Genomic DNA, 24,834 nt, shown 5'->3' on the forward strand with positions numbered 1-24,834 from the left:
CGGCGCCGGCGGCGCCCAGCACCATGCCCGCCGGGGCGCATCCCAGCGGCCAGCGCTGGCTGCGGCGCGCGGCCGACAATGGCGTGACCGAAGCGCAGTACGCGCTGCTCGAACAGGCCTGGGAAGGCGATCGCCACCAGGCCTACCTCGAGCGCGCCCTGCCGCTGGCGCGCACGCTGGCCGTGGCGGCCGGCAACGGCAAGGGCACCCAGCGCCTGTCGCCGGACGAGGTCACCCTGCTGTCGCGCTGCGCGCGGCTGCTGGCGCCCGATGTGGCCGAAAAGGGGGGCGGACATGCGGTCGAGCCGGCCGAGCTGCACCGCTTCTGGGAGCTGGCCGCGGCCGAGCACGACCGCCATGCCCAGCTGGCGCTGGGGCTGTGGTACGCGCGCATGCAGGTCGATGGCAAGCGCGTCGCCGGCGGCGCCGGCTCGGCCAATTTCAAGAAGGCGATCCGCTGGCTGACGCTGGCGGGGGAGCAGGGCCTGGCCGAGGCCTGGTATGCGCTGTCGCGCATTTATATCAAGCCGGAGTTTTCGCAGCGTAATATCGCGGACGCGCAGAAATACCTGGAGCGCGCCGCCGAAATGGGCTACCGCGATGCCCAGCTCGAATGTGGCAACAATGCGTGGCGCGCGCGCCGCGAGAACGAGAACAACGATGTGCGGGCGGTGTACTGGCTGCAGAAGGCGGCCGCCCAGGGCAGCGAGGAGGCCGCCGCCGCGCTGCGCAAGATCGCCCCGCGCAGCAGCGCGCCGGCCTACACCGAGACCGGGGCCTTGTCCGGCTGCGCGCGCGACATCGCCGCCACCCATCCATTGCTGGCTGCGCGGCTCGAGCTGGCGGCGCTGTTTAGCCTGTCGCGGGCGGAAGCCTTGCTGCTGGACGTGAAGGCGGCCGACCACGGCCACTGCCTGGTGATCGACATCCGCGCCAGCTACGGACGCAGCAAGCGCCGGCTGGTGATGATCGAGAACGCGCAGGAGCGGCAGGGGCTGGACCGCATCGTGCGGCTGTTCGACAACATCGATTGCGGCCCCACCGGCCCGGAAGGGAATTACCGCCAGCGCCTGTACCGTCTGCGCACCTTGCTCGACAGCGCGCGCAGCGGCGAAGGGCTGGACTACAGCCTGGCGGCTTGAGGTTTGCCAGCATGAGCGCTCAGGAGGGGGACGTCGGGCCCCCTGCACGTCGTTCCCGCGGAGGCCGGAACCCATACTGAGCCGACATTCGCGCGGCCTATGGGGGAATGGCGCCGGAGGGTGGGCGGGGTAAAGTTGGCCAGTGGCCGACTTTACGAACGCCCACGCGTTCAACGAACACGGAACCTGATAAGAATATGCCCGCTCATCGCTGAACGCGTGGGCGTTCGGCTGGCCACCTTACGCCCCCAGCTCACGGTGACATAGCTTTTTGAAACAACCTTCTTAAAGCTCGATCTCGCCTTCGAACACCGTGACCGCCGGCCCGCGCATGTAGACCGGTTGCCCTTCGCCGGCCCACGAAATGGTGAGCTCGCCGCCGCGCGCACGCACGTGCACGGGCGAATCGAGCAGGCCGCGCCGGATGCCGGCGACCACCGCGGCGCAGGCGCCGGTGCCGCAGGCCAGCGTTTCGCCGGCGCCGCGCTCGTACACCCGCAGCTTCACGTGGTGGCGACCCTGCACCTGCAAAAAGCCGGCGTTCACCCGCTTGGGAAAGCGCGGGTGGTGCTCGATCAGCGGCCCGGTCTCCAGAACGGGGGCGGTCTCGACGTCCTCGACCACCTGCACCGCATGTGGATTGCCCATCGAAACCACCGAGACCAGGACGGTCTGCTGCCCGATCGTAAGCGGCCACAGCATGTCGCGCCCCTGGGCCTCACCAGGCAGGTTGCTGTTGTCGAACGGCACCTGCGCCGGCTCGAGCCGGGGCGCGCCCATGTCGACCGTGACGTTGCCGTCCTCTTCCAGGCGCGGCTCGATGATGCCGCCCATGGTCTGGACCCGGATGCTGCGCGCCTGCGTCAGGCCCTTGTCGACCACGAAGCGCACGAACGCGCGCGAACCGTTGCCGCACTGCTCGACCTCGCCGCCGTCGGCGTTGTAGATCCGGTAGCGGAAGTCGGCCCCGGGCACGGTCGGGCGCTCGACCACCAGGATCTGGTCGGCGCCCACGCCGAAGCGGCGGTCGCCCAGCCGTTTCCATTGCTCGCTGGTGAGATCGACCTGCTGGTTGATCGCGTCGATCACGACGAAGTCGTTGCCGGCGCCGTGCATCTTGGTAAATTTCAGTTTCATATTAATTGTCATCGTACACCGACGGCTCGCCCGCCGGACGCGTCTTGAAGCGCTTGTGGGTCCAGAAATATTCGGCCGGTGCCTCGCGCACCCGGTCCTCGATGAAGGCGTTCATGCGGCGCGTCGCCTCGATCATGTCGTCCCCCGGATAATTCTCCCATGCCGGGTAGAACTTGACGCGCCAGCCCTGGTAGTTCGGCTCGTAGGTGGCGATCACCGGGATCACCTTGGCGCGGGCGGCGGCGGCGATGCGGCCCATCGCCGTCAGGGTCGCGGCCGGCACGCCGAAGAAGGGCACGAACTCGGAATCCTTTTCGCCGAAGTCCATGTCGGGCAGCATGAAGTAGGGCAGGCCCTCGCGCAGTGCGCGCAGGATCGGCTTGACCCCGTCCTTGCGCGGGATAAGGCGCACCGGGCCGAAGCGGTTGCGTCCGCGGCTGAGCATTTCATCGAACAGCTTGTTCTTCTGCGGCGCATAGATGGTCGCGCCGGGCACCGCGCGCGCGGCCAGCGCGGCCACGTCCAGGCACACGAAATGCGGGCAGAACAGGATCACCGGGCCGCTTTCCATCTCCTCCTTCGGTACCCGCGGCTCGGCGTGGATCAGGCTGCGGATACGCGGAATCGGCGCCCACCACAGCACGGCACGCTCGAAAATGCTGCGCGAATAGGCCTGGAAATGGCGCTTGGCCAGCGCCACGCGTTCCCGTTCCGACAGCTCCGGCATGCACAGCCGCAGATTAGTCAGAGCAATCTTGCGCCGCTTGGGGATGAAATAAAACATGAGGCTGCCGACAGCCTCGCCAAAACGCCCGAGAACGGGCAGTGGCAGCCAATGCAGCAGCCACAAAAATCCGATCAGCAACCTCATGCTACCGCCTCGCTCGAAGGCAGGGGCACGCCCGGCGGTCGCTTGTAGCGGTTATAGCTCCAGAAATATTGGGCCGGGCAGCGCGCGATCAGCTGTTCCATCGCGCGGTTGATTGCCTCCGCCTGCTCGGCCGGCGTGCCGGACAGGTCGCCCTCGAACGGCACGAAGCGCACCACGTAGCCTTGGCCGCGCGGCCGGCGCTCGGCGTAGACCAGCAGGATGTCGGCCTTGCCCAGCTGTGCCAGCTTGGCCGGCAGCGTCATGGTGTAGGCAGCGCGCCCGAAGAACGCCGCCCACACGCCTTCGCCTTCCTGCGGCACCTGGTCCGGTAACAAGCCGATCGGCTGGCCGCCTTTGAGCGTCTTGGCCAGGATGCGCACCCCGGCCAGGTTGGCCGGCGCCAGATGCAGGTTGTGGCGCGCGCGTGCGCCCTCGACCAGCGGTTTGAGCGCGCTCTTGCGCGGCGGACGGTACATGACGGTGAGCGCCGTGCGCAGCGCGATCTGCTGGGCTGTCATTTCAAAACAGCCCAGATGCGGCGTCAGGAATACAATGCCCTTGCCGGCGTCGAGCCTGGCCTGCACCAGGTCCCAGTTCTCGACGCTGGCATGGCGCGCAACGCGTGCCGGGTTGGCGCACCAGACGAACGCCAGTTCGATGATCGCCTTGCCGGCTTCGGCAATGGCCTGGCGGCGGTAGCGGCCGTAGCCGGCCAGTTCAAGGTTGGCGGCGAGCCGCCGGCGGTAAGACGGGGAGGACAGGTAGACCAGCCAGCCCAGCGCGGCCCCGAGCGCATGCAGCATGGGCAGGGGAAAGACTGATAGAAAACGGAAAAGTAAAACTAGCATTCGATTGAGGGGGATATAAGGACGTGGCGACTTGCCATGCCAAAATTTCTTAAGACGCGTAAAATACCACTTTACGCAGGATCCGCCGAGTTAATAGACAACTTGCGAAGCGGAATATAAATGTCGCTAAAGCGTCGCACGCAACTTGTTGCTGCGGCAATTACTTGAACAGTAACAAGGAGCTCCAATGTCCAACGACTACCTTTTCACTTCCGAGTCCGTCTCGGAAGGCCACCCCGACAAGGTCGCTGACCAGATTTCCGACGCCATCCTCGACGCGATCCTCGAACAGGATCCGCGTGCCCGCGTGGCCGCCGAAACCCTGTGCAACACCGGCCTGGTGGTGCTGGCGGGTGAAATCACGACCCACGCCAACGTCGATTATATTCAGGTCGCGCGCAACACCATCAAGCGCATCGGCTACGACAACACCGATTTCGGCATCGACTACAAGGGCTGCGCGGTGATGGTCTGCTACGACCGTCAGTCGCCCGACATCGCCCAGGGTGTCGACGAGGGCGCCGGCATCGACCTTGACCAGGGCGCCGGCGACCAGGGCCTGATGTTCGGCTACGCCTGCGACGAGACCGCTGAACTGATGCCGGCCGCGATCCACTACGCGCACCGCCTGGTCGAGCGCCAGTCGCAGCTGCGCAAGGATGGCCGCCTGCCGTGGCTGCGCCCGGACGCCAAGTCGCAGGTCACGCTGCGCTACGTCGACGGCCGCCCGGTCGCGGTCGATACCGTGGTGCTGTCGACCCAGCACGCGCCGGAGATCAGCCACTCGCAGATCGAGGAAGCGGTGATCGAGGAAATCATCAAGCCGGTGCTGCCCAAGGAATGGCTGTCCGGCACCCGCTTCCTGGTCAACCCGACCGGCCGCTTCGTCATCGGCGGCCCGCAGGGCGACTGCGGCCTGACCGGCCGCAAGATCATCGTCGACACCTACGGCGGCGCGGCCCCGCACGGCGGCGGCGCGTTCTCGGGCAAGGACCCGTCCAAGGTCGACCGTTCGGCGGCCTACGCTGCGCGCTACGTGGCCAAGAACATCGTGGCCGCTGGCCTGGCGCGCCAGTGCCAGGTGCAGGTGAGCTACGCGATCGGCGTGGCCAAGCCGATCAACATCACGGTCTACACCGAAGGCACCGGCGTGATCCCGGACGAAAAGATCGCCCAGCTGGTGATGGAGCACTTCGACCTGCGTCCGAAGGGCATCGTGCAGATGCTCGACCTGCTGCGCCCGATCTACGCCAAGTCGGCCGCCTACGGCCACTTCGGCCGTGAGGAGCCGGAATTCACCTGGGAGCGCACCGACAAGGCGGCGCTGCTGCGCGCCGAAGCCGGGCTGAGCTAACCGATAGAACGTCGTCCCCGGGCTCGGCGCCCCCCTTGGCGGGGACCCATAGACCGCTTCCACGGCCGAAAGGTTTGCACGGGCCAGGACGCTCAGCATGGGTCCCCGCCTTCGCGGGGACGACGTGGTCGTGCTAAACTTCGCCATTCCGAGGAGCGTTGCGACGAAAACTCCCGTTTTCGCCAGGCTCGGATATCCACACAACCGCGCTCACGTTACTTTTTTCTAACTGAAAGGAGGGCGTGATGAGCGCCGTACTCAAAGAACACAACCAAGACTTCCACGTTGCCGACATCTCCCTCGCCGCTTGGGGCGAGAAGGAAATCCGCATCGCGGAAACCGAAATGCCGGGCCTGATGGCGATCCGCGAGGAATACGCCGCCAGCCAGCCGCTCAAGGGCGCGCGCATTGCCGGCTCGCTGCACATGACGATCCAGACCGCCGTGCTGATCCGCACGCTGGAAGCGCTCGGCGCCACGGTGCGTTGGGCATCGTGCAACATCTACTCGACCCAGGACCACGCCGCTGCCGCCATCGCCGCGGTTGGCACCCCGGTGTTCGCGGTCAAAGGCGAGACGCTGGACGAATATTGGGAATACACCCACCGCATTTTCGAATGGCCGGGCGATGACCATGCCAATATGATCCTCGACGACGGCGGCGACGCCACCCTGCTGCTGCACCTGGGCGCGCGCGCCGAACAGGACATTTCGGTGCTGGCCAAGCCCGGCTCCGAAGAAGAGATTTGCCTGTTCAACGCCATCCGCGGCCGCCTCGCGCGCGACCCGCAGTGGTACTCCAAGCGCCTGCCGGCTATCCGCGGCGTGACCGAAGAGACCACCACCGGCGTGCACCGCCTGTACCAGATGCACAAGGACGGCAAGCTGTCCTTCCCGGCCATCAACGTCAACGACTCGGTCACCAAGTCCAAGTTCGACAACCTGTACGGCTGCCGCGAATCGCTGGTGGACGGCATCAAGCGCGCGACCGACGTCATGGTCGCCGGCAAGATCGCCGTCATCTGCGGCTACGGCGACGTCGGCAAGGGCTCGGCCCAGGCCATGCGCGCGCTGTCGGCCCAGGTGTGGGTCACCGAGATCGACCCGATCTGCGCACTGCAGGCCGCGATGGAAGGCTACCGCGTGGTCACGATGGACTATGCCGCCGAACACGGCGACATCTTCGTCACCTGCACCGGCAACTACCACGTCATCACCGAGCAGCACATGCTGCGCATGAAGGACCAGGCGATCGTCTGCAACATCGGCCACTTCGACAACGAAATCGAAGTCGCCGCGCTGCGCAAGTACCAGTGGGAGAACATCAAGCCGCAGGTCGACCACGTGATCTTCCCGGACGGCCACCGCATCATCCTGCTGGCCGAAGGCCGCCTGGTGAACCTGGGCTGCGCCACCGGCCACCCGTCCTACGTGATGAGCTCGTCGTTCGCGAACCAGACCATCGCCCAGATCGAACTGTTCACCAACACCGCCGCCTACCCGGTTGGCGTGTACACGCTGCCCAAGAAGCTGGACGAGAAGGTCGCACGCCTGCAGCTCAAGAAGCTCAACGCGCAGCTGACCAAGCTGACCGACGAGCAGGCCGCGTACATCAACGTGAACCAGGAAGGCCCGTACAAGGCCGACCACTACCGTTACTGATCTGTAAAGAAGGCTGGCGCCACCGCCAGCTGTAACACGTAGGGTGCGCACCCGTGCGCACGCGGTACGGCTGATCTGCCGCGTCGCAAATGCCAGCCGGTCCGGCTGATCAGGGGCCTGACCGCGTGCGCACAGGTGCGCACCCTACGCCCGGGCACACCTTGCCCGCGTCACACGAAAGATCGAAGTCATGCGCCTGCTTTTGACCTGGTTGATCAACGCCATCGCCCTGATGGCGCTCCCGTACCTGATGCACTCCGTCACCGTTACCAGCATCGGCACCGCGCTGATCGCCGCGCTGCTGCTGGGACTGGTCAACACCCTGATCCGTCCCGTGCTTGTCCTGCTGACTCTGCCGGTCACGCTGGTGTCGCTTGGCCTGTTCATCCTGATCATCAACGCCTTCCTGTTCTGGCTGGTCGCGCAGGTGGTCGCAGGCTTTTATGTTGCCGGATTCTGGTCGGCGTTCCTTGCCGCCATCCTGTACAGCATCATTTCGTGGGCGCTTTCCACTCTGCTCCTGGACAAACATGGAAACCCATAATTTCAGTATCGAGTTTTTCCCGCCCAAAACGCCCGAGGGCGCGGAGAAGCTGCGCGCGACGCGCCGGCAACTGGCCGAGCTGCGTCCGAAGTATTTTTCGGTGACGTTCGGCGCCGGCGGCAGCACCCAGCAGGGCACGCTCGACACCGTGCTCGAGATCCAGTCCGAAGGCCATCCCGCCGCGCCGCACCTGTCGTGCGTGGGCGGCAGCCGCGAATCGGTGCGCGCCATCCTCCAGCAGTTCCAGGCGCACGGCATCCGCCGCCTGGTGGCCCTGCGCGGTGACTTGCCTAGCGGCTACGGCGGCGCCGGTGAGTTCCGCTACGCCAACGAGCTGGTCGAATTCATCCGCGCCGAAACGGGCGACTGGTTCCACATCGAGGTCGCGGCCTATCCCGAGATGCACCCGCAGGCCCGGTCGCCGCAGGACGACCTGCAGAACTTCGCCCGCAAGGTCAAGGCCGGCGCGAATGCCGCCATCACCCAGTATTTCTACAACGCGGACTCGTACTTCCAGTTCGTCGACGGCGTGCGCAAGCTGGGCGTGGACGTGCCGATCGTGGCCGGCATCATGCCGATCACCAATTACACCCAGCTGATGCGCTTTTCCGAGATGTGCGGCGCCGAGATCCCGCGCTGGGTGCGGCTGAAACTGGCGAGCTTTGGCGACGATACCGCGTCGATCAAGGCGTTCGGGCTGGACGTGGTGACCGCCTTGTGCGAACGCCTGCTGGCTGGCGGCGCGCCGGGGTTGCATTTCTACAGCATGAACCAGGCGGTGGCCACGACCGCGATCTGGCAGCGGCTGGTCAGCCGGTGAGAATGGCGAACGTGGCGCTTAAGCCACGTTCGTCTCTTCCGTCACCACCACATCGAGCGGCACGTCATGCGCCGCATGGCCGAACTGGGCCTGCAGGCACGCATAGGCAATGCCCAGCGTGTATGGCCGTGGCGTGGCCTCCAGCGTGCGGTCGTAGTATCCGCCGCCATATCCCAGCCGATAGCCTTGCGCGTTAAACCCCAGGCAAGGCAGCAGCAGGGCCGGCGGCCTCTCCACGAAATGCAGGTCGCCCGGCACCATCACGCCCATCCCGTCCGTCACCAGCGGGTCGCCCGGGGTCCAGGCCGCGAACGCGAGCGGCGCGTCGCGCGTCACCACCACCGGCAGCGCCAGCCGCACGCCGGCCTGCACCAGTTCCTCGTAGGCCGCGCGCAGGTCCGGCTCACCATGGATCGGCCAATACACCCCCAGCGACGGCACCTGTCCGGCGCGGCACCATGCCAGCACCTGCTCTCCGATGCGCTCATCCCATTGCTGTTTGGCGGCCGGCTCGATCGAGCGCCGCCGCGATCGCAGCGCTGCGCGCAATGCCGCCTTTGCCGCCTGGTGTTCACTTACTGCGTCACTGCCTGCAATGCCCGTGGCGGAGGCTGGCAGGAGGCTTGGTGCGCATGGTATTCTTGAATGGCCGGTCATCGTTTGAATGAAGCGTATGTTGAAAGATGGATTGATGTTTCCGTTGAGATTGTTAGCCGGCGCGATGCTCGCCGCTGCCTGCACCCTGTCCGCTGCCGTCCAGCTCCCGCAGGAGGAAAGCACGCCCGCCCCCGCGCCGGCGGCTGTCCCGCCCGTGCCCGCAGCCAGCGCAATGCAGGGCGACGCCCGGGCCGACGACGACATCTTCCTGCAACTGCGCGAAGCCGTGCGCCAGAACGATGCCGACAAGGCCAACGCCTTTGCCAGCCGCCTGCCGAACTACGCGATCCCGTCCTACGTCGACTATTATCGTCTCAAACCAAGGTTGAAGGACGCGCCGGCCGACGAAATCCGCGCCTTCTTGCGCAAGTACGATGGCAGCGCAATCGCCGACCGCCTGCGCAACGACTGGCTGCTCGAGCTGGGACGCATGCGCGACTGGGCCAACTTCGAGCGCGAACTGCCGCTGTTCGTCAGGAACGACGACTACCAGGTCAGGCTGTACGCGCTGCTCGCACGCGCGCTCAAGGGCGAAAAGGTCGCCGACGAGGCGCGCGCCCAGCTCACCAATCCGCCTGGTTACGGCGACGCCGGCGCGGCGCTGGTGGCGCACCTGGCGCAGACCGGCCAGTTCACCACCAACGACCTGCTGGCGCAACTGCGCCTGGCAGGCGAGATGCATGCCACCGGCCCGGCGCGCCGCACGGCCTTGCTGCTTGGCGCCTCCGACACGCGCGCCGCGCAGGCAGTCGACTTTCCGGCGCTGGCGATGGCGCGCGGGATCGGCAAGACCCGCGCCGAACACGAGATCTACCTGATCGCCATCGGTCGCATGGCGCGCACCAGCCTCAAACTCGCTACCGTCGCCCTGGACAAGAATGCGTCCAAGCTCTCGGCCGAGGAGCGCGCGATCGGCTGGTCGAACGTGGCCCTGGCCGCATCGCTGGCGCTGGCGCCGGAGGCGGCGGACTACTGGAAAAAGGCACACGGCGCCCCGCTGTCGCTCGATCAGCTGCAGTGGAAGACGCGCATCGCCCTGCGCCACGGCGACTGGAAGCAGGTCAGGGCGACCATCGAGGCGATGCCGCGCGCGCTGCGTGATGATCCTGTCTGGATCTACTGGCGCGGCCGCGCGCTGGCGAGCCAGGGCGACCACGAACAGGCCGAGGCCCTGTACCGCCGCATCGCCGAGCAGAACACCTTCTACGGCCAGCTGGCGATGGAGGAACTGGGCGATCTGGTGACGATCCCGCCGATGGCCGCGGCGCCGACCCCGGCCGAAATGGCGCTGGTCTCGGCCAACCCGGGCTTCAAACGCGCGCTCAAGTTCTTCAGCCTGGGCCTGCGTTTCGAAGGCACGCGCGAATGGAACTGGACGCTGCGCGATTTTTCGGAGCGCCAGCTGCTGGCCGCCGCCGAGTACGCGCGCCAGAACAACATCCTCGACCGCATGATCGACACCTCGGGCCGCACCCGCAAGGAGTTCAACTACGCGCAGCGCTTCCCGGACCCGCACGACGACATCATGGGCCCGGCCGCGAAAGGCCTGGGCCTGGACCGGGCGTGGATCTATGGCCTGATCCGGCAGGAGTCGCGCTTCATCCCGGACGCCCGCTCCGGCGCCGGCGCTTCCGGCCTGATGCAGGTGATGCCCTCGACCGGCAAGTGGGTCGCCGGGAAGATCGGCCTGTCCGACTTCGTGCACACGATGCTGCACGACCTGCACACCAACATCACGCTGGGCACCAACTACCTGAACATGGTCTTGACCGGGCAGGATAACTCGCAGGTGCTGGCCACCGCCGCCTACAACGCCGGCCCGTCGCGCGCGCGCAGCTGGCGCGGTACGCTGCGCGCACCGATGGAGAGCGCGGTATTCATCGAGACCATCCCGTTCAGCGAAACCCGCATCTACGTGCGCAACGTGATGGCCAACGCAACCAATTACGCGGCCCTGTTCACCAGCCAGCCGCAATCGCTGAAGGCGCGCATCGGTTCGGTTGCGCCTTCCGGCACAGGAGCAGCCATCCTTCCCTAACCAAAGCGAGGTCCCATGCGAGAGATGAACGTGGTGGTATTCGGCGGTTCCGGCTTCATCGGCAGCCATCTAGTTGCCCAGTTGGCCGCCGAGGAAATACGCGTGACGGTTCCCACCCGCCGCTTCGAGAAGGCCAAGCACCTCTTGGAGCTGGCCACGGTGGAAGTGGTGGAAGTGGACATCCACCATGAGGGCACGCTGCGCGAACTGGTGGCCGGCCGCGACGCGGCGATCAACCTGGTGGGCATCCTGCACTCGCGTCCCGGCACGCCGTACGGACCGGACTTCGCACGGGCCCACGTGGAACTGCCCCAGAAGATCGTCGACGCCTGCGCGCTCGAGAAGGTGCCGCGCTACCTGCACATGAGCGCGCTCGGTGCGGACGTGAACGGTCCTTCGATGTACCAGCGCTCCAAGGCCGCCGGCGAACTGGCCGCGCGCAGCCATCCGGAGGTCGCGGCGACGATCTTCCGTCCCTCGGTCGTGTTCGGCCCCGAGGACCACTTCATGAACATGTTCGCGCGCCTGCAGCGATTGACGCCGGTGGTGCCGCTGGCCTGTCCCAACGCGGCGTTCCAGCCGGTCTTCGTGGGCGACGTGGCGGCCGCTTTCGTGCACGCGCTGGCCGATCCCAAGACGCGCCACCAGGTGTACCAGCTCGGTGGTCCGAACATCTACACCCTGTCCGAACTGGTTCGCCTGGCCGGCCATTATTCCGGCCACGAGCGCCCGATCATCGAACTGCCGTATTTCCTCGCCGTGCAGCAGGCCTGGCTGTTAGAGCTGCTGCCGGGCGAACCCCTGATAAGCCGTGATAACCTTGAGTCGATGAAGGTCGACAACGTGCTCGATCCGGCGATCGGGGCCTTGACGGCGGACGCGCTCGGAATCAAGCTGACGGCGCTCGAAGCGGTCGCGCCGAACTACCTGCACCCAACCGAACGGCTAAGCCTGTTCCGCAGCCATCCCGGACGCTAATCCACCGAAAGAGAAAAGCCATGCAAACCGAACTCGATCCGACCCTGTCGCAGACCCTGGAACAGGCACGCCAGCCGGGGCTCACGCTCGTCATCGGCAACAAGAACATCTCGTCCTGGTCGATGCGCCCCTGGGTCGCGGCCAGGGCGTTTGGCATTCCGTTCACCGAAGTGCGGGTGCTGCTCGACCGGCCGGACACCGCCACCAACATCGCGCGCTATTCGCAGGCCGGCCGGGTGCCGGTGCTGCTGGCTGGCGAGATCACAGTGTGGGACAGCCTGGCCATCTGCGAATACCTGGCCGAGCAGTTCCCCGACAAGCACATGTGGCCGCGCGACGTGGCCGCGCGCGCCATGGCACGGTCCGTGGTGGCCGAGATGCATTCCGGCTTTACCGGCCTGCGCACCGCCATGTCAATGAACATCAAGGCGCGCCTGCCGGGACGCGGGCGCACCGCCGACAGCCAGGCCGACATCGGCCGCATCTGTGAAATCTGGGAAGAATGCCTGGCGCGCTCGAACCACCACCGCTTCCTGTTCGGCGACTTCTCGATCGCCGACGCGTTCTTCGCGCCGGTGGTCACGCGCTTCCAGACCTACGGCGTGGTGCTGGCGCCGGCACTGCAGGCCTACTGCGAGCGCGTGCTCGCTCACCCTGCGGTGGCGCAGTGGATCGAAGGCGCGCTGGCGGAAACCGAGCCGACCCCACTGCACGACGCCGAGCTGCCGAAGGATTGAGATGAAGGCTTACGTAGTTGGCGGCGCCGTGCGCGACGAGCTGCTCGGGCTGCCGGTGCAGGACCATGACTGGGTCGTGGTCGGCGCCACGCCCGACGAAATGATCGAACGCGGTTTTCGCCCCGTGGGCAAGGACTTTCCGGTGTTCCTGCATCCCGCGACGCAGGAGGAGTACGCGCTCGCGCGCACCGAGCGCAAGACCGCGCCCGGCTACCACGGCTTCGTGTTCCATACCGCGCCCGACGTCAAGCTGGAGGACGATCTGGTGCGGCGCGACCTGACCATCAACGCCATGGCGCGCGCCGAGGACGGCACCATCGTCGACCCCTACGGCGGGCTGGCCGACCTGCAAAATCGCGTGTTCCGGCACGTGTCGCCGGCCTTCGCCGAAGACCCGGTGCGGATTTTGCGCCTGGCGCGCTTTGCCGCGCGCTTCCCGGAATTTCGCGTGGCCGATGAGACCCTCGCGCTGATGCGCAAGATGGTCGAGCACGGCGAAGTCGATGCCCTGGTGCCGGAGCGCGTATGGCAGGAGATCGCGCGCGGCCTGATGGAACGCCAGCCCTCCCGCATGCTCGCCGTGCTGCGCGAGTGCGGCGCGCTGGCGCGCATCATGCCCGAACTGGACGCGCTGTGGGGCGTGCCGCAGCCGGCGCTGCACCACCCGGAAGTGGACACCGGCGCGCACATGATGCTGGTGATCGACTACGCCGCCGAGCGCGGCTTCGAGCTGCCGGTGCGCTTTGCCGCGCTGATGCACGACCTGGGCAAGGGCGCGACCCCGAGCGACGCCTGGCCTGCCCACCACGGCCACGAAGGCGTCGGCGTCAGGCTGGTGACCGAGCTGTCCAAGCGCCTGCGCGTGCCCAACGACTGCCGTGAGCTGGCCGTGATGACGGCGCGCGAGCACGGCAACGTCAGCCGCGCCCAGGAGCTGCGCCCCAACACCATCGTCACCCTGTTCGAACGCTGCGACGCGTTCCGCAAGCCCGAACGCTTCGCGCAGATGCTGCTCGCCTGCGAATGCGATGCGCGCGGCCGCGCCGGCGGCGAGCCGGCATTTCGCACCCGTCCCTATCTCCAGGGCCCGCTGCTGCTGCATGCTTTGGCGGCGGCGCGCGCCGTCAACGCCGGCGAGGTGGCCGCGCGCTACGTCGAGAACAAGGAAAAGATTCCGGAGGCGATCCACGCCGCGCGGGTGCGCGCGGTCAAGGACGCCCAGCACAACGTGCGCGACTAACCTCGACAGTTTTGCTATCCTCTCTGCGCGCGCCTTGCGCGATGGAATATCCGATGCCAGGCCGCTGGCGCTTATAGGCATTGTTGCAACGGAGGGGTTTGATGTTTGCCGGTTTGGCACGGCGCGTAGCCGGAATGGGGCGGCGCCGTCCTTTGCAACTTGCGTTTGCAGCCGTGGCCGTGCTGACCCTGCTGCTGGTTTTCCTGTTCATCCGCACCGCCGGCATCGACTTGCAAGCCCAGAACGAGGTCATGCTCAACCTGCGCGAGCTGGAAAAGCTCGACGCCGAGTGGAACGCCAACATCCTGCGCGCCCGCATCGGCCGGGGAGGGCTCGATGAGAACATCACGCCGCAGTTATCGCGCATGCACGAACTGCAGGAACGCCTTCGCGCGGCACTCCCGCTCACGCGCGGGCGCGAGGCGCGCGACGCCTACGAACAGATGCTGCGGGCGATGCGCGACAAGGAACGGCTGGTCGAGCAGTACCAGGCCCGCACCCCGCCGCTGAACGCCGCGCTGCTGTACCTGCCGCCGGCCGTGGCCAGGATGAAAACGGAACTGGACGGCATCGAAGGCGTGCTGGCGCCGGCGCGCATCGTGATCCGGCTCGACACGCTGCTCAACGACCTGCTCAGCTACATCCTGCGCTTCAATCTCTCGCCCACGCCGGCGCTCGCCTCCAAGATCGATGAAACGCTCGGCGACATCGAGGCGCGCGAGATCGCGTTTTCGCCGGCGATGGTCGAGATGATTGACGCGCTGTCCAGGAGCGCGCGCGTCATCCTCGTCAACCGGCCGGCCACCAACGCGCTGGAGAGGGCCATCGCCAATACCGGCGCCGAGGAAGCGCTCGATCGGCTGGGACGCGCGTTCGACCGCTCGTTCGCGCAAGAGCTGGCCAGGCGCCAGCAATTCCGCGGCTGGCTGATCGCCTATTCGCTCGTGCTGCTGGCGCTTTTGGTCTACCTTGGCCTGCGCCTGCTGCGCAGCTACCGCATCATCGGCGAAGTCAACCAGCGCCTGCAGGCCGCCAACGAAACGCTCGAACTGCGCGTGGCCGAGCGCACCGCCGAGCTGCAGGCGCAGAGCCAACAGCTCGAGATGCTGGCCCAGCACGACAGCCTGACGGGCCTGGTCAACGTGCGGCGCCTGACCGACCTGCTTGAACACGCGCTGGTGCGCGCCGGCCGTCGCAACACTGTGGTGGTTGTCATGTTCATCGACCTTGACGGTTTCAAGGCCGTCAACGACACCTATGGCCATGCGACCGGCGACCTGGTGCTGCAGTCCGTGGCGCGGCGCGTGCAGGACAAGCTGCGCGCCGAAGATGCGCTGGCGCGGCTGGGCGGCGACGAGTTCGTGATCCTGCTCGAGGAAGTCGGCTCGCGCGAAGGCGCGCTGCGCGTGGCCCAGCTGGCGCTCGACCAGATCAACGGCATCACCGAGGCCGGCGGACATCCGGTCAAGATCTCGGCCAGCATCGGCATCGCGAGCGCGCGCGGCCGCGCCGGGGTCGCGCGCGGCGCGCAGGCGCTGCTGGCCGACGCCGACCACGCCATGTACCAGGCCAAGCAGGCCGGCAAGGGCGTGTTCGTAATCAGCCCGCAAGCACAGTGGGCTGGACCAGACGCCGGTTGACGATCAATTCCGCTAGAATGGCCTGTTTTCACGGCGGGACCGAACAACATGCGCGACAAACCACTGAGCCGCTGGCTCGCTGGCCTGCGGGGCAAGAATGGCCGGTCCGCGGTGCTGGTCAAGGAGCTGGGCGAGCGCGACCGCCGCCGCGTGCTGCGGCATTTCCTCGCGCTCGACGACAGCGACCGCCTGCTGCGCTTCGGCGCCCGGCTGACGGACGACGCGGTGCGCGCCTATGTCGCCAAGATCGACTTCTCGCGCGACATCGTGTTTGGCGTGTATAACAAGCTGTTCCAAGTGGTCGGCGTCGGCCACCTGGCGTTCGCGCCCGCCGAAGACAAAGGGGCGACGACCAAGGCGCGGGTGGCCGAGTTTGGCGTATCGGTTTCGCAATCGGCGCGCGGGCAGGGCGTCGGCACGCGTTTGTTCGAACGGGCCGCCATCAACTGCCGCAATTCCGACATCGACACGCTGTACATGCAATGCCTGTCGTCCAACAAGACGATGATGCACATTGCCAAAAAGGCCGGCATGCAGATCAAGCGCGAATACGGCGAGGCCGACGCGCATTTGCACCTGCCGCCACCCAGCCCGTCGAGCGTGCTGGCCGAAGCGCTGGAAGAACAGGTTGCGCTGATCGACTACGCGGTCAAGGCCAACACGCGCGCCGCGCTCAAGTCGATTAAGTGGTTTGGACCGAAGAAGTAAGTCGACCCACGTAGGGTGCGCACCTGTGCGCACGCGGTCACCGTTTGCCGGCTCGCGGCGCCACCACCACAATGCATCGTTCGCGAACCGCGTGCGCACAGGTGCGCACCCTACGCACATCGACCTAGACGATCGGTAGCGCGGTAGTCTCTTTAATCCTCTGCAACGCAAAGCTCGACTTCACATCCAGCACCGCCGGATGCCGCAGCAGCGTGGCCATCATGAAGCGCGAAAAGTGTTCCATATCTTCCACATGCACGCGCAGCAGGAAATCCATTTCCCCGGTCATCGCATAGCACGCCACCACTTCCGGCCACGTGGCCACCGCCTGCGCAAAGTCGGTGCGCGGCGAATGCGCCGGCAGGCGCGAACTGGCCGCGCCTTCGCTATGCTTTTCCAGCCGCACGTTTACGTACGCCAACAGTCCGAGCCCGATCTTGTCCGGATCCACCAGCGCCACGTACTGGCGGATCACGCCCGCGTCCTCCAGGCGCTTAATTCGCCGAAGACATGGCGATGGCGACAGGTTTACCTGTTCTGCAATGTCCTGGTTGGACAGCCTGCCATCCCGCTGCAGGATCTCCAAGATTTTGCGATCTGTTTTATCAAGCTCGATCTTTGACATAAATCCCCCTTGTGCTTGGCGTCACCCGCAATATTATTGCGCATTTTGCCCGAACGGGGCAGCCGTTTGAAATTTAATGCCGGGGTGCCAGGCATATACTCGTCGCTATAAAAGTGAGGAGACCATTCATGCAATTTACCCCTTGGGAAAACCCGATGGGCACCGACGGCTTCGAATTCGTCGAATTCGCCGCGCCGGACCCGAAGGCAATGGGCGCGCTGTTCGAACAGATGGGCTTTACCGCCATCGCCCGCCACCGCCACAAGGACGTGACCCTGTACCGCCAGGGCGAGATCAACTTCATCATCAATGCCGAGAAGGACTCGTTCGCCCAGCGTTTCGCGCGTCAGCACGGCCCGTCGGTGTGCGCGATCGCGATCCGCGTCAATGACGCTGCCGCTGCCTATCGCCGCGCACTTGAACTGGGGGCATGGGGTTTCGACAACAAGAACGGCCCGATGGAGCTGAACATCCCGGCGATCAAGGGCGTGGGCGACTCGCTGCTGTACCTGGTCGACCGTTGGCGCGGCAAGAGCACGCCGGGCGCGATCGGTGACATCAGCATCTACGACGTGGACTTTGTCGCCATCCCGGGCGCCGAGGCCAATCCGGTGGGCAACGGCCTGACCTACATCGACCACCTGACGCACAACGTGCACCGCGGCCGCATGAAGGAATGGGCCGAGTTCTACGAGCGCCTGTTCAATTTCCGTGAAATCCGCTACTTCGACATCAAGGGCAAGTTGACCGGCCTGACCTCGAAGGCGATGACTTCGCCGTGCGGCAAGATCCGGATTCCCATCAACGAATCGGCCGATGACAAATCGCAAATCGCGGAATATCTCGACGAGTATCGTGGCGAGGGCATCCAGCACATCGCGCTGGGCACGGACGACATCTACCACTCGATCCAGGCGATGAAGGACGCTGCCATCCCGTTCCAGGACACGATCGAAACGTACTACGAGCTGGTCGACCGGCGCCTGCCGGGGCACGGCGAAAAGCTCGACGAGCTGCGCCGCCTGCGCATCCTGATCGACGGCAGCACGCCGGAAAACGGCAGCAAGGAACTGCTGCTGCAGATTTTTACGCAGAACGTGATCGGGCCGATCTTCTTCGAGATCATCCAGCGCAAGGGCGACCAGGGCTTCGGCGAGGGCAACTTCCGCGCGCTGTTCGAGTCTATCGAGCTCGACCAGATCCGTCGCGGCGTGCTGCAGGACACGGCCGCCTAAGAATCGTGCCTGCACTCGCCGCTTGAACGCGTGGGGTAATGTTGGCCAGTGGCCAACATTACGAGCGCCCACCCTACAGGACACGCTGCGTCTCCCGTAGGGGGCGCGCGGCCGGCGAGGACCTGTGCGCACGCGGTACGGGCATCAGCAGTACTGCAACAAAAGAATATCGGAGACACCAATGAACGCACCCCTGGACCGCTCGCACCTCGCGTCCAAGCCCGAGATCACACTCGACGACAAGTGGACGCTCGAGCGCGGCCGCGCCTTCATGACCGGCACGCAGGCGCTGATCCGCCTGCCGATGCTGCAGCGCGAGCGCGACCTGAAAGGCGGCCTGAACACCGCCGGCTACATCACCGGCTACCGCGGCTCGCCCGTCACGCAGGTCGACCAGACCGCATGGAAAGCCAAAAAGCACCTGGAAGCGCACCACGTCCACTTCCACCCGGGCATGAACGAGGACCTGGCGGCGACCGCGGTCTGGGGTACCCAGCAGACCAACCTGTTCAAGGACGCAAAGTACGACGGCGTATTCGCCATGTGGTACGGCAAGGGTCCCGGCGTCGACCGTTGCGGCGACGTCTTCAAGCACGGCAACAATGCCGGCTCGGCCCAACACGGCGGCGTGCTGGTGCTGGCCGGCGACGACCATGCCGCCAAATCCTCATCCACCGCGCACCAGTCGGACCACATCCTGCACCATTGCGGCATTCCCGTGCTGTATCCGGCGACCGTGCAGGAATACATCGACTACGGCCTGCACGCCTGGGCGATGAGCCGCTACACGGGCCTGTGGGTGTCGATGAAGTGCGTGACCGACATCATCGAATCGGGCGCGGTTGTCGACCTTGACCCGGACCGGGTGCAGATCGTCACCCCGACCGATTTCGAGCTGCCTGCTGGCGGCCTGAACATCCGTTGGCCGGACGCCGTGCTCGACCAGGAAGTGCGGATGACCAACCACAAGTGGTACGCCGCCCTGGCCTACGCCCGCGCCAACAAGCTCAACCGGATCATCTGGGACAGCCCGAAACCCAAAATCGGCATCATCACGGCCGGCAAATCCTACCTCGACACCCGCCAGGCGCTGGCCGACCTGGGCATCGACGAGCAGGCGGCGCGCGACATCGGCCTGCGCCTGTTCAAGATCGGCATGACCTGGCCGCTTGAAGCGGAAGGCGTACACGAGTTCGCGCGCGGCCTGGACGAGATCCTGGTGGTCGAAGAAAAGCGCCAGGTGCTCGAGTACGCGCTCAAGGAAGAGCTGTACAACCTGCCGGACGGCGAGCGCCCGCGCGTGGTCGGCAAGTTCGACGATACCGGCGAATGGCATAACAAGAACCGCATGGGCCACGGCGACTGGCTGCTGCCGGCGACCTACGAACTGAACCCGGCGCAGATCGCCCGCGCGATCGCTTCGCGCATCTCGCACTACTGCGCGGGGCACCCCGTTGAGCAGCGCGTCAAGGAACGCATCGCCTTCCTGGAAGCGAAGGAGCTGGTCCTCAAGAACATGCCGGCCAAGGCCGACCCGGCGACCGACCGCATCCCGTACTTCTGCTCCGGCTGCCCGCACAACAGCTCCACCAAGGTACCGGAAGGCTCGCGCGCCATGGCCGGCATCGGCTGCCACTACATGGTGCTGTGGATGGACCGCGAAACCTCGACCTTCACCCACATGGGCGCGGAAGGGGCGACCTGGATCGGCCAGGCGCCGTTCACCGGTGAAAAGCACGTGTTCGCCAACCTGGGCGACGGCACCTACTTCCACTCCGGCGTGCTGGCGATCCGCGCCGCGGTCGCGGCCAAGGTCAACATCACCTACAAGATCCTGTACAACGACGCCGTCGCCATGACCGGCGGCCAGAACGTCGACGGCCCGCTCGACCCGGGCAGGATCAGCCGCCAGCTCGCGGCCGAAGGCGTCAAGCCGATCGTGGTCGTCACCGACGAACCGGCCAAGTACCCGGACGACTACCAGTGGGCCGAGGGCGTCACGGTGCGCCACCGTTCCGAGCTGATGGACGTGCAGCGCGAACTGCGCGAGATGCCTGGCGTGTCGGCCATGATCTACGACCAGACCTGCGCATCGGAGAAGCGCCGCCGCCGCAAGAAGGGCGCCTATCCCGACCCGGCCAAGCGCGCGGTGATCAACGAAGCCGTCTGCGAAGGCTGCGGCGACTGCTCCAAGCAGTCGAACTGCCTGTCGGTCGAACCGCTCGAGACCGAACTGGGCCGCAAGCGCCAGATCAACCAGTCCTCCTGCAACAAGGACTTCTCGTGCGTGACCGGCTTTTGCCCCAGCTTCGTCACGGTCGAAGGCGGCGCGCTGAAAAAGCCCAAGAAGGCTGCGGGCAGCGACGCGTCCGCGTTGCCGGCCCTGCCCAGCCCCCAACTGCCCGGCACCGCCACGCCATTCGGCATTCTCGTCACCGGCATTGGCGGCACCGGCGTGGTCACCGTCGGCCAGATCCTGGCGATGGCGGCCCACGTCGAGGGCAAGGGCGCGCTGGTGCTCGACATGAGCGGCCTGGCCCAGAAAGGCGGGCCGGTGATGTCGCACGTGCGCCTGGCCGACCGCCAGGAAGACCTGCACTCGACGCGCGTGGGCACCGGCAGCGCCGACCTGGTGATCGGCTGCGACCAGATCGTCACCGCCAGCCGCGACGCGCTGTCACGCATGGGCGAAGGCCGCACCTTCGCCGCGGTCAACGCCACCGGCGCCACCACCGCCGCCTTCATCAAGGACCCGAACTGGCAGTTCCCGGCCGAAGGTTCGCGCGCCTCGATCGTGCAGGCCTGCGGCGCAGCCAACGTCGACTTTGTCGATGCCGGCCACATCGCCACCACGCTCATGGGCGACGCGATTGCCACCAACATGTTCATGCTCGGCTACGCGTTCCAGAAGGGCCGCGTGCCGCTCGCCGAAGCGTCGATCATGAAGGCGATTGAATTGAACGGCGTGTCGATCCCGTTCAACAAGGCCGCCTTCAACTGGGGCCGCACCGCCGCGCACGACCTGGCCAGCGTGCAGAAGCTCGTGACCCCGGCCAAGGTAATCGAGTTCAAACGCCCGCAGGGCCTGGACGAGATCATCGCGCGCCGCGTGGAACTGCTGACCGCCTACCAGAACGCCGACTACGCCGGGCAGTACAAGGCGTTTGTCGACAAGGTACGGGCCGAGGAAGCGCGGCTTGGCGAAGGCTCGCGCCTGACCGAAGCGGTCGCGCGTTACCTGTACAAGCTGATGGCCTACAAGGACGAGTACGAAATCGCGCGCCTGTACACGGACCCGGCGTTCAAGGAAAAGATCGGCGCCATGTTCGAAGGCGACGTCACGCTCAAATTCCACCTCGCCCCGCCGCTGCTGGCGAAGAAGGACAAGGAAGGCCACCTGGTCAAGCGCGAATACGGCCCGTGGATGATGAAGGCGTTCGGCGTGCTGGCCAAGCTGAAGGGCCTGCGCGGCACCCCGTTCGACGTGTTCGGTTATACGGACGAGCGCAAGACGGAGCGTGCGCTGATCGAGAACTACCGCACGACTGTGGAGGCGCTGCTGCCCAGGCTCGGCGCCGACAACCTGGCGCAGGCGGTGGCGATTGCCAGCATCCCGGAAGACATCCGCGGCTTTGGCCACGTCAAGGAGCGCAACCTGACCGCAGCCAAGGAGAAGGAGGCACGACTGGTGGCGGCGTACCACATGCAAGCCGCGCCACCGCGGGTGGCCTGACATGAAAATGGCCCGCGTGAAGCGGGCCATTTTTTTAGGTATGTCAGCGCTAAATGTGGGCCTCTTAGGCCGCGCCGATCAGTAGCGCGTCGCATGAAGACCGTAGGGTGCGCACCTGTGCGCACGCGGTCACCGTTTGCTGTCTTGCGGCTGCAGCGCCACTACGCGACCTTCGCGAACCGCGTGCGCACTTCGTGCACACCCTACGGTCCGCACAGGCCGCCGGTCACGGACCAGTTTTCGCAGGGTGGGCGGGTTTCCCGCCCACGCGTTCAACTAACATGGAACTTGTCCGGATTTGGCCCGTCATCGCTGAACGTGTGGGCAGGAGAACCTGCCCACCCTACGCCTCCCAGCTAACGGTGCTTTTTTTGATGAGCTGCCTTAGCCCCTGGACTGCAGCGCCACGATCCGCTTTTCCACCGATCGCGCAGCTTGGCCTCGCCGCCGCGCCCCGCCTTTTCCCACAGCGCGACGTTCCGCTCCGCATAGCCCGCGGCACCGGCTGCATTGCCTTGCGCCGCCGTGATTTCGGCCAGGGCTTCGAGGTCGTCAGCGATCTCCTGCGTCGCACCACCATGTTCGGCCCGGGCGAGCCGTTCACGTACAGTGGTTCGGCTGCCGCATACTGTTTCAAGGCCCTGTAGATGAGCGCCAGTTCGTCCTTGGTTTCACGAACATCCGGGTGGTCAGGACCGAACATGTCCAGCATGGTCGCAAGCGCCTCCTGCTGCAGCGTCAGGGCGCGCGCAGGCTCGCCCCGCATCCGATACAGTACTGCCAGGTCTGTTTTGATGCGGGTCGCGCGGATCGTATCGGGAACAGGCATCTTGGTGTACTGGGCAAGCGCCAGCACGTACATCCCTTCGGCCTGCGCCAGGTCGTTCATGCCGTGGTGGAGTTCGCTGATATAGCCCTGCATGTGCGTTACATCGGCGAAGTCGGCGTTGACGCGTCCGCGTGCCGTTCTCAATTCCTTCGCTGACGACTTGTTGCGCTGCGCGTCCTTTGCGTGGGCCGCTGCATCCTGCACCGCGACCAGCGCGCGCCTGCTGCCCTCCAGTTCCGTTTCGTATTGCGCGAGGGCGGCCTGGGCCAAAGTGAGCGCGCCTTGCAGGTCTCCAGCCCTGATTTATTTAACGAATTGTAGCTGACTTTATATGACGTTTGGTTGCGCCTCATGCCCTTGCTGTGGGGGAATGCCAACGGTTACAGTCTATTTCAACCTTCGCAAGCGGCCCCGACTATAATCGGGCCGCATGAAGCTGCCATCCGTCACTTTTGTTCGCCCGGCCGGGTTACCGGTTGCCCTCATTTCCAGCCTCGCGCTGCTGTCGCTGCTTGCCGGCTGCGGAGGGGGAGGGGGATCTTCCGGCTCCTCCCAGTTTCCCGATCCTGGCTCGAGCTCGCAGGGCGACCCGATCCCGACCGACGTCTTCAACACCTACTGGAACCTCTGCGCCGCGCCGCGCAAAGGCGTGGACATTGACGGCAAGCCCTACCCGGACCGCCAAGGCACGCTGCTGGACGAACTGAAGTTCCTGCGTGGCTGGGCCAACGACTACTACCTCTGGTACAGGGAGATTCCGACCACCTACCGGATGGCCAACTTCGACAACGCGCTCGACTACTTCAACGTGCTCAAGACGCCTGCGCTGACCGCGTCCGGAAAGCCGAAGGACAAGTACCACTTCACCTATCCCAGCGACGAGTGGGACGCCATGAACACCTCCGGCATCGACTTCGGTTACGGCGTCACCTGGACGCGCAACAGCGCCACGGCGCCGCGCACCTGGCAGGCCGCGATCGTCGTGCCGGGTTCCCCTGCCGCCGTTGCCGGCATGCGCCGCGGCGACCTGCTGGTCCGGGTCGACGGGGTGGATTTCGTCAACGCCAACGACAAGGCATCGGTCGACAGGATCAACGCCGGCCTGTTCCCCGAGAGAGAGGGCGAGCGCCACACATTCACGGTCCGTCGCGCCAATGTGGATATCGCCATGACGCTGGCTGCCGCCAACGTGGTGTCGGACCCTGTGCAAAACGTCAAGGTGATCGACACACCAACTGGCAAGGTTGGCTACCTGACCTTCAGCAGCCACAATGCCGTCTCCGAAAAACAGCTGATCGACGCCTTCAACCAGCTCAAGGCCGCCGGCGCGACCGACCTGGTTATCGACATGCGCTACAACGGCGGAGGCCTGTTGTACCTGGCGAGCGAACTGGCGTACATGATCGCCGGTCCGGCGCGCACCAAAAACATGACCTTCGAGCGCCTGCAGTACAACGACAAGACTCCTCCCCAGGCCCCGATCCCGTTCCGCTCGACGGCATACGGGTTTGAGACGGCCAATCCGGCCACGCCCGGCCAGGCGTTGCCTTACCTCGGTCTCGATCGGGTGACGGTGCTGACCACGGCGGGCACCTGCTCGGCCAGCGAAGCGGTGATCAACGGCCTGCGCGGCGTGGACGTGGAGGTGAACCTGATTGGCGGGCAGACCTGCGGCAAACCCTACGGATTCACGCCTACGCCGAACTGCGGCACGACGTATTTCTCGGTTGAGTTCGGGGGCGTCAACCAGAAGGGCTTTGGCGATTACGCGGACGGCATGGCGCCGACCTGCAATGTGGCGGACGACCTGTCGCACGAAGTCGGCGACCCGGCCGAGGGGCTGCTCGCGGCGGCGCTCAACTACCGCGTCACCAACGCCTGTCCGCCAGTGTTGATGGCGCGGGCAATGTCGTCATCGTCATCGTCGTCCACGCCGGCGCCGACGCCGATGACGCTGGTGCGGCCCGAGGCGAAGGAAATTTCGATCTACACGCGGCCGCGTTGACGTATCGGGCATGGATGTAAACCCTACGGCCT

At 65.8% G+C, this 24,834-nt stretch carries 20 protein-coding genes and 1 riboswitch; of the genes, 14 read left to right on the forward strand and 6 right to left on the reverse strand.

What is annotated here, in order from left to right:
• The coding region (locus tag E4O92_RS17340; RefSeq protein ID WP_135190913.1) for a tetratricopeptide repeat protein at positions 1-1,142 on the forward strand (1,142 nt) is incomplete at its 5' end.
• A 285-nt stretch (positions 1,143-1,427) separates the two neighbouring features.
• Here the strand turns inward: E4O92_RS17340 and dapF are convergent.
• The 3 genes from dapF to E4O92_RS17355 are packed head-to-tail and all read right to left on the reverse strand — an operon-like array spanning position 1,428 to position 3,998.
• On the reverse strand, positions 1,428-2,279 hold the full coding sequence (dapF, locus tag E4O92_RS17345) for a diaminopimelate epimerase (protein WP_135190914.1): 852 nt from the start codon (positions 2,277-2,279) through the stop codon (positions 1,428-1,430).
• Between the two features lies 1 nt (position 2,280).
• Positions 2,281-3,150: an LpxL/LpxP family acyltransferase gene (locus tag E4O92_RS17350; RefSeq protein ID WP_135190915.1), complete on the reverse strand. Its 870-nt coding sequence runs from the start codon at positions 3,148-3,150 to the stop codon at positions 2,281-2,283.
• A complete protein-coding gene (locus tag E4O92_RS17355) occupies positions 3,147-3,998 on the reverse strand; it encodes a lysophospholipid acyltransferase family protein (RefSeq protein ID WP_135190916.1) in 852 nt (283 codons plus the stop codon). The genes E4O92_RS17350 and E4O92_RS17355 overlap by 4 nt, the downstream gene beginning before the upstream one ends.
• Before the next feature lie 187 nt (positions 3,999-4,185).
• Between E4O92_RS17355 and metK the strand changes: the two genes are divergently transcribed.
• From metK to metF, 4 genes are all read left to right on the forward strand, one after another.
• A complete protein-coding gene (gene metK / locus E4O92_RS17360; protein ID WP_135190917.1) occupies positions 4,186-5,352 on the forward strand; it encodes a methionine adenosyltransferase in 1,167 nt (388 codons plus the stop codon).
• Between the two features lie 144 nt (positions 5,353-5,496).
• Positions 5,497-5,571, forward strand: a riboswitch (S-adenosyl-L-homocysteine riboswitch).
• 26 nt (positions 5,572-5,597) lie between these two features.
• Positions 5,598-7,013: an adenosylhomocysteinase gene (ahcY, locus tag E4O92_RS17365; protein WP_135190918.1), complete on the forward strand. Its 1,416-nt coding sequence runs from the start codon at positions 5,598-5,600 to the stop codon at positions 7,011-7,013.
• A gap of 190 nt (positions 7,014-7,203) precedes the next feature.
• Positions 7,204-7,557 (forward strand): phage holin family protein, encoded by a 354-nt coding sequence (locus E4O92_RS17370; protein WP_135190919.1) that lies wholly within the window; start codon positions 7,204-7,206, stop codon positions 7,555-7,557.
• The gene (gene metF / locus E4O92_RS17375; RefSeq protein ID WP_135190920.1) at positions 7,544-8,377 is read left to right on the forward strand and encodes a methylenetetrahydrofolate reductase [NAD(P)H]; all 834 of its coding nucleotides are present in this window, start codon (positions 7,544-7,546) and stop codon (positions 8,375-8,377) included. Before E4O92_RS17370 ends, metF begins: the two co-directional genes overlap by 14 nt.
• Positions 8,378-8,395: 18 nt before the next feature.
• Here metF and E4O92_RS17380 read toward each other — a convergent pair whose 3' ends face one another.
• On the reverse strand, positions 8,396-9,034 hold the full coding sequence (locus E4O92_RS17380) for a 5-formyltetrahydrofolate cyclo-ligase (protein WP_135190921.1): 639 nt from the start codon (positions 9,032-9,034) through the stop codon (positions 8,396-8,398).
• A gap of 34 nt (positions 9,035-9,068) precedes the next feature.
• Between E4O92_RS17380 and E4O92_RS17385 the strand changes: the two genes are divergently transcribed.
• The 6 genes from E4O92_RS17385 (at position 9,069) to E4O92_RS17410 (ending at position 16,375) form a co-directional block, all read left to right on the forward strand.
• The gene (locus E4O92_RS17385; protein WP_135190922.1) at positions 9,069-11,072 is read left to right on the forward strand and encodes a lytic transglycosylase domain-containing protein; all 2,004 of its coding nucleotides are present in this window, start codon (positions 9,069-9,071) and stop codon (positions 11,070-11,072) included.
• A 15-nt stretch (positions 11,073-11,087) separates the two neighbouring features.
• Complete coding sequence (locus E4O92_RS17390; RefSeq protein WP_135190923.1) at positions 11,088-12,050, forward strand: complex I NDUFA9 subunit family protein; 963 nt, start codon at positions 11,088-11,090, stop codon at positions 12,048-12,050.
• Positions 12,051-12,070: 20 nt separating this feature from the next.
• Positions 12,071-12,787 (forward strand): glutathione S-transferase family protein, encoded by a 717-nt coding sequence (locus tag E4O92_RS17395; RefSeq protein WP_135190924.1) that lies wholly within the window; start codon positions 12,071-12,073, stop codon positions 12,785-12,787.
• Position 12,788: 1 nt separating this feature from the next.
• Positions 12,789-14,027 (forward strand): multifunctional CCA addition/repair protein, encoded by a 1,239-nt coding sequence (locus E4O92_RS17400; protein WP_135190925.1) that lies wholly within the window; start codon positions 12,789-12,791, stop codon positions 14,025-14,027.
• A 101-nt stretch (positions 14,028-14,128) separates the two neighbouring features.
• The gene (locus tag E4O92_RS17405) at positions 14,129-15,667 is read left to right on the forward strand and encodes a diguanylate cyclase domain-containing protein (protein ID WP_135190926.1); all 1,539 of its coding nucleotides are present in this window, start codon (positions 14,129-14,131) and stop codon (positions 15,665-15,667) included.
• A 48-nt stretch (positions 15,668-15,715) separates the two neighbouring features.
• On the forward strand, positions 15,716-16,375 hold the full coding sequence (locus E4O92_RS17410) for a GNAT family N-acetyltransferase (protein WP_135190927.1): 660 nt from the start codon (positions 15,716-15,718) through the stop codon (positions 16,373-16,375).
• Between the two features lie 124 nt (positions 16,376-16,499).
• Here E4O92_RS17410 and E4O92_RS17415 read toward each other — a convergent pair whose 3' ends face one another.
• Positions 16,500-17,000 (reverse strand): Lrp/AsnC family transcriptional regulator, encoded by a 501-nt coding sequence (locus E4O92_RS17415; protein ID WP_135190928.1) that lies wholly within the window; start codon positions 16,998-17,000, stop codon positions 16,500-16,502.
• A 128-nt stretch (positions 17,001-17,128) separates the two neighbouring features.
• On the opposite strand from E4O92_RS17415, the gene hppD reads away from it, so the two are divergent.
• Together hppD and E4O92_RS17425 are read left to right on the forward strand one after the other, a co-directional pair.
• Positions 17,129-18,235, forward strand: coding sequence for a 4-hydroxyphenylpyruvate dioxygenase (hppD, locus tag E4O92_RS17420; RefSeq protein WP_135190929.1), 1,107 nt, complete (start codon positions 17,129-17,131; stop codon positions 18,233-18,235).
• A gap of 181 nt (positions 18,236-18,416) precedes the next feature.
• Positions 18,417-21,968 (forward strand): indolepyruvate ferredoxin oxidoreductase family protein, encoded by a 3,552-nt coding sequence (locus E4O92_RS17425; protein ID WP_135190930.1) that lies wholly within the window; start codon positions 18,417-18,419, stop codon positions 21,966-21,968.
• Positions 21,969-22,311: 343 nt separating this feature from the next.
• Here E4O92_RS17425 and E4O92_RS17430 read toward each other — a convergent pair whose 3' ends face one another.
• Positions 22,312-23,067, reverse strand: a complete 756-nt coding sequence (locus E4O92_RS17430) for a tetratricopeptide repeat protein (RefSeq protein ID WP_135190931.1) — start codon at positions 23,065-23,067, stop codon at positions 22,312-22,314.
• Positions 23,068-23,227: 160 nt separating this feature from the next.
• Between E4O92_RS17430 and E4O92_RS17435 the strand changes: the two genes are divergently transcribed.
• A complete protein-coding gene (locus tag E4O92_RS17435) occupies positions 23,228-24,802 on the forward strand; it encodes a S41 family peptidase (protein WP_135190932.1) in 1,575 nt (524 codons plus the stop codon).
• The last annotated feature ends 32 nt before the right edge of the window (positions 24,803-24,834 follow it).

The sequence above is a fragment of the Massilia horti genome, from assembly GCF_004614195.1.
GTDB lineage: Bacteria > Pseudomonadota > Gammaproteobacteria > Burkholderiales > Burkholderiaceae_D > Telluria > Telluria horti.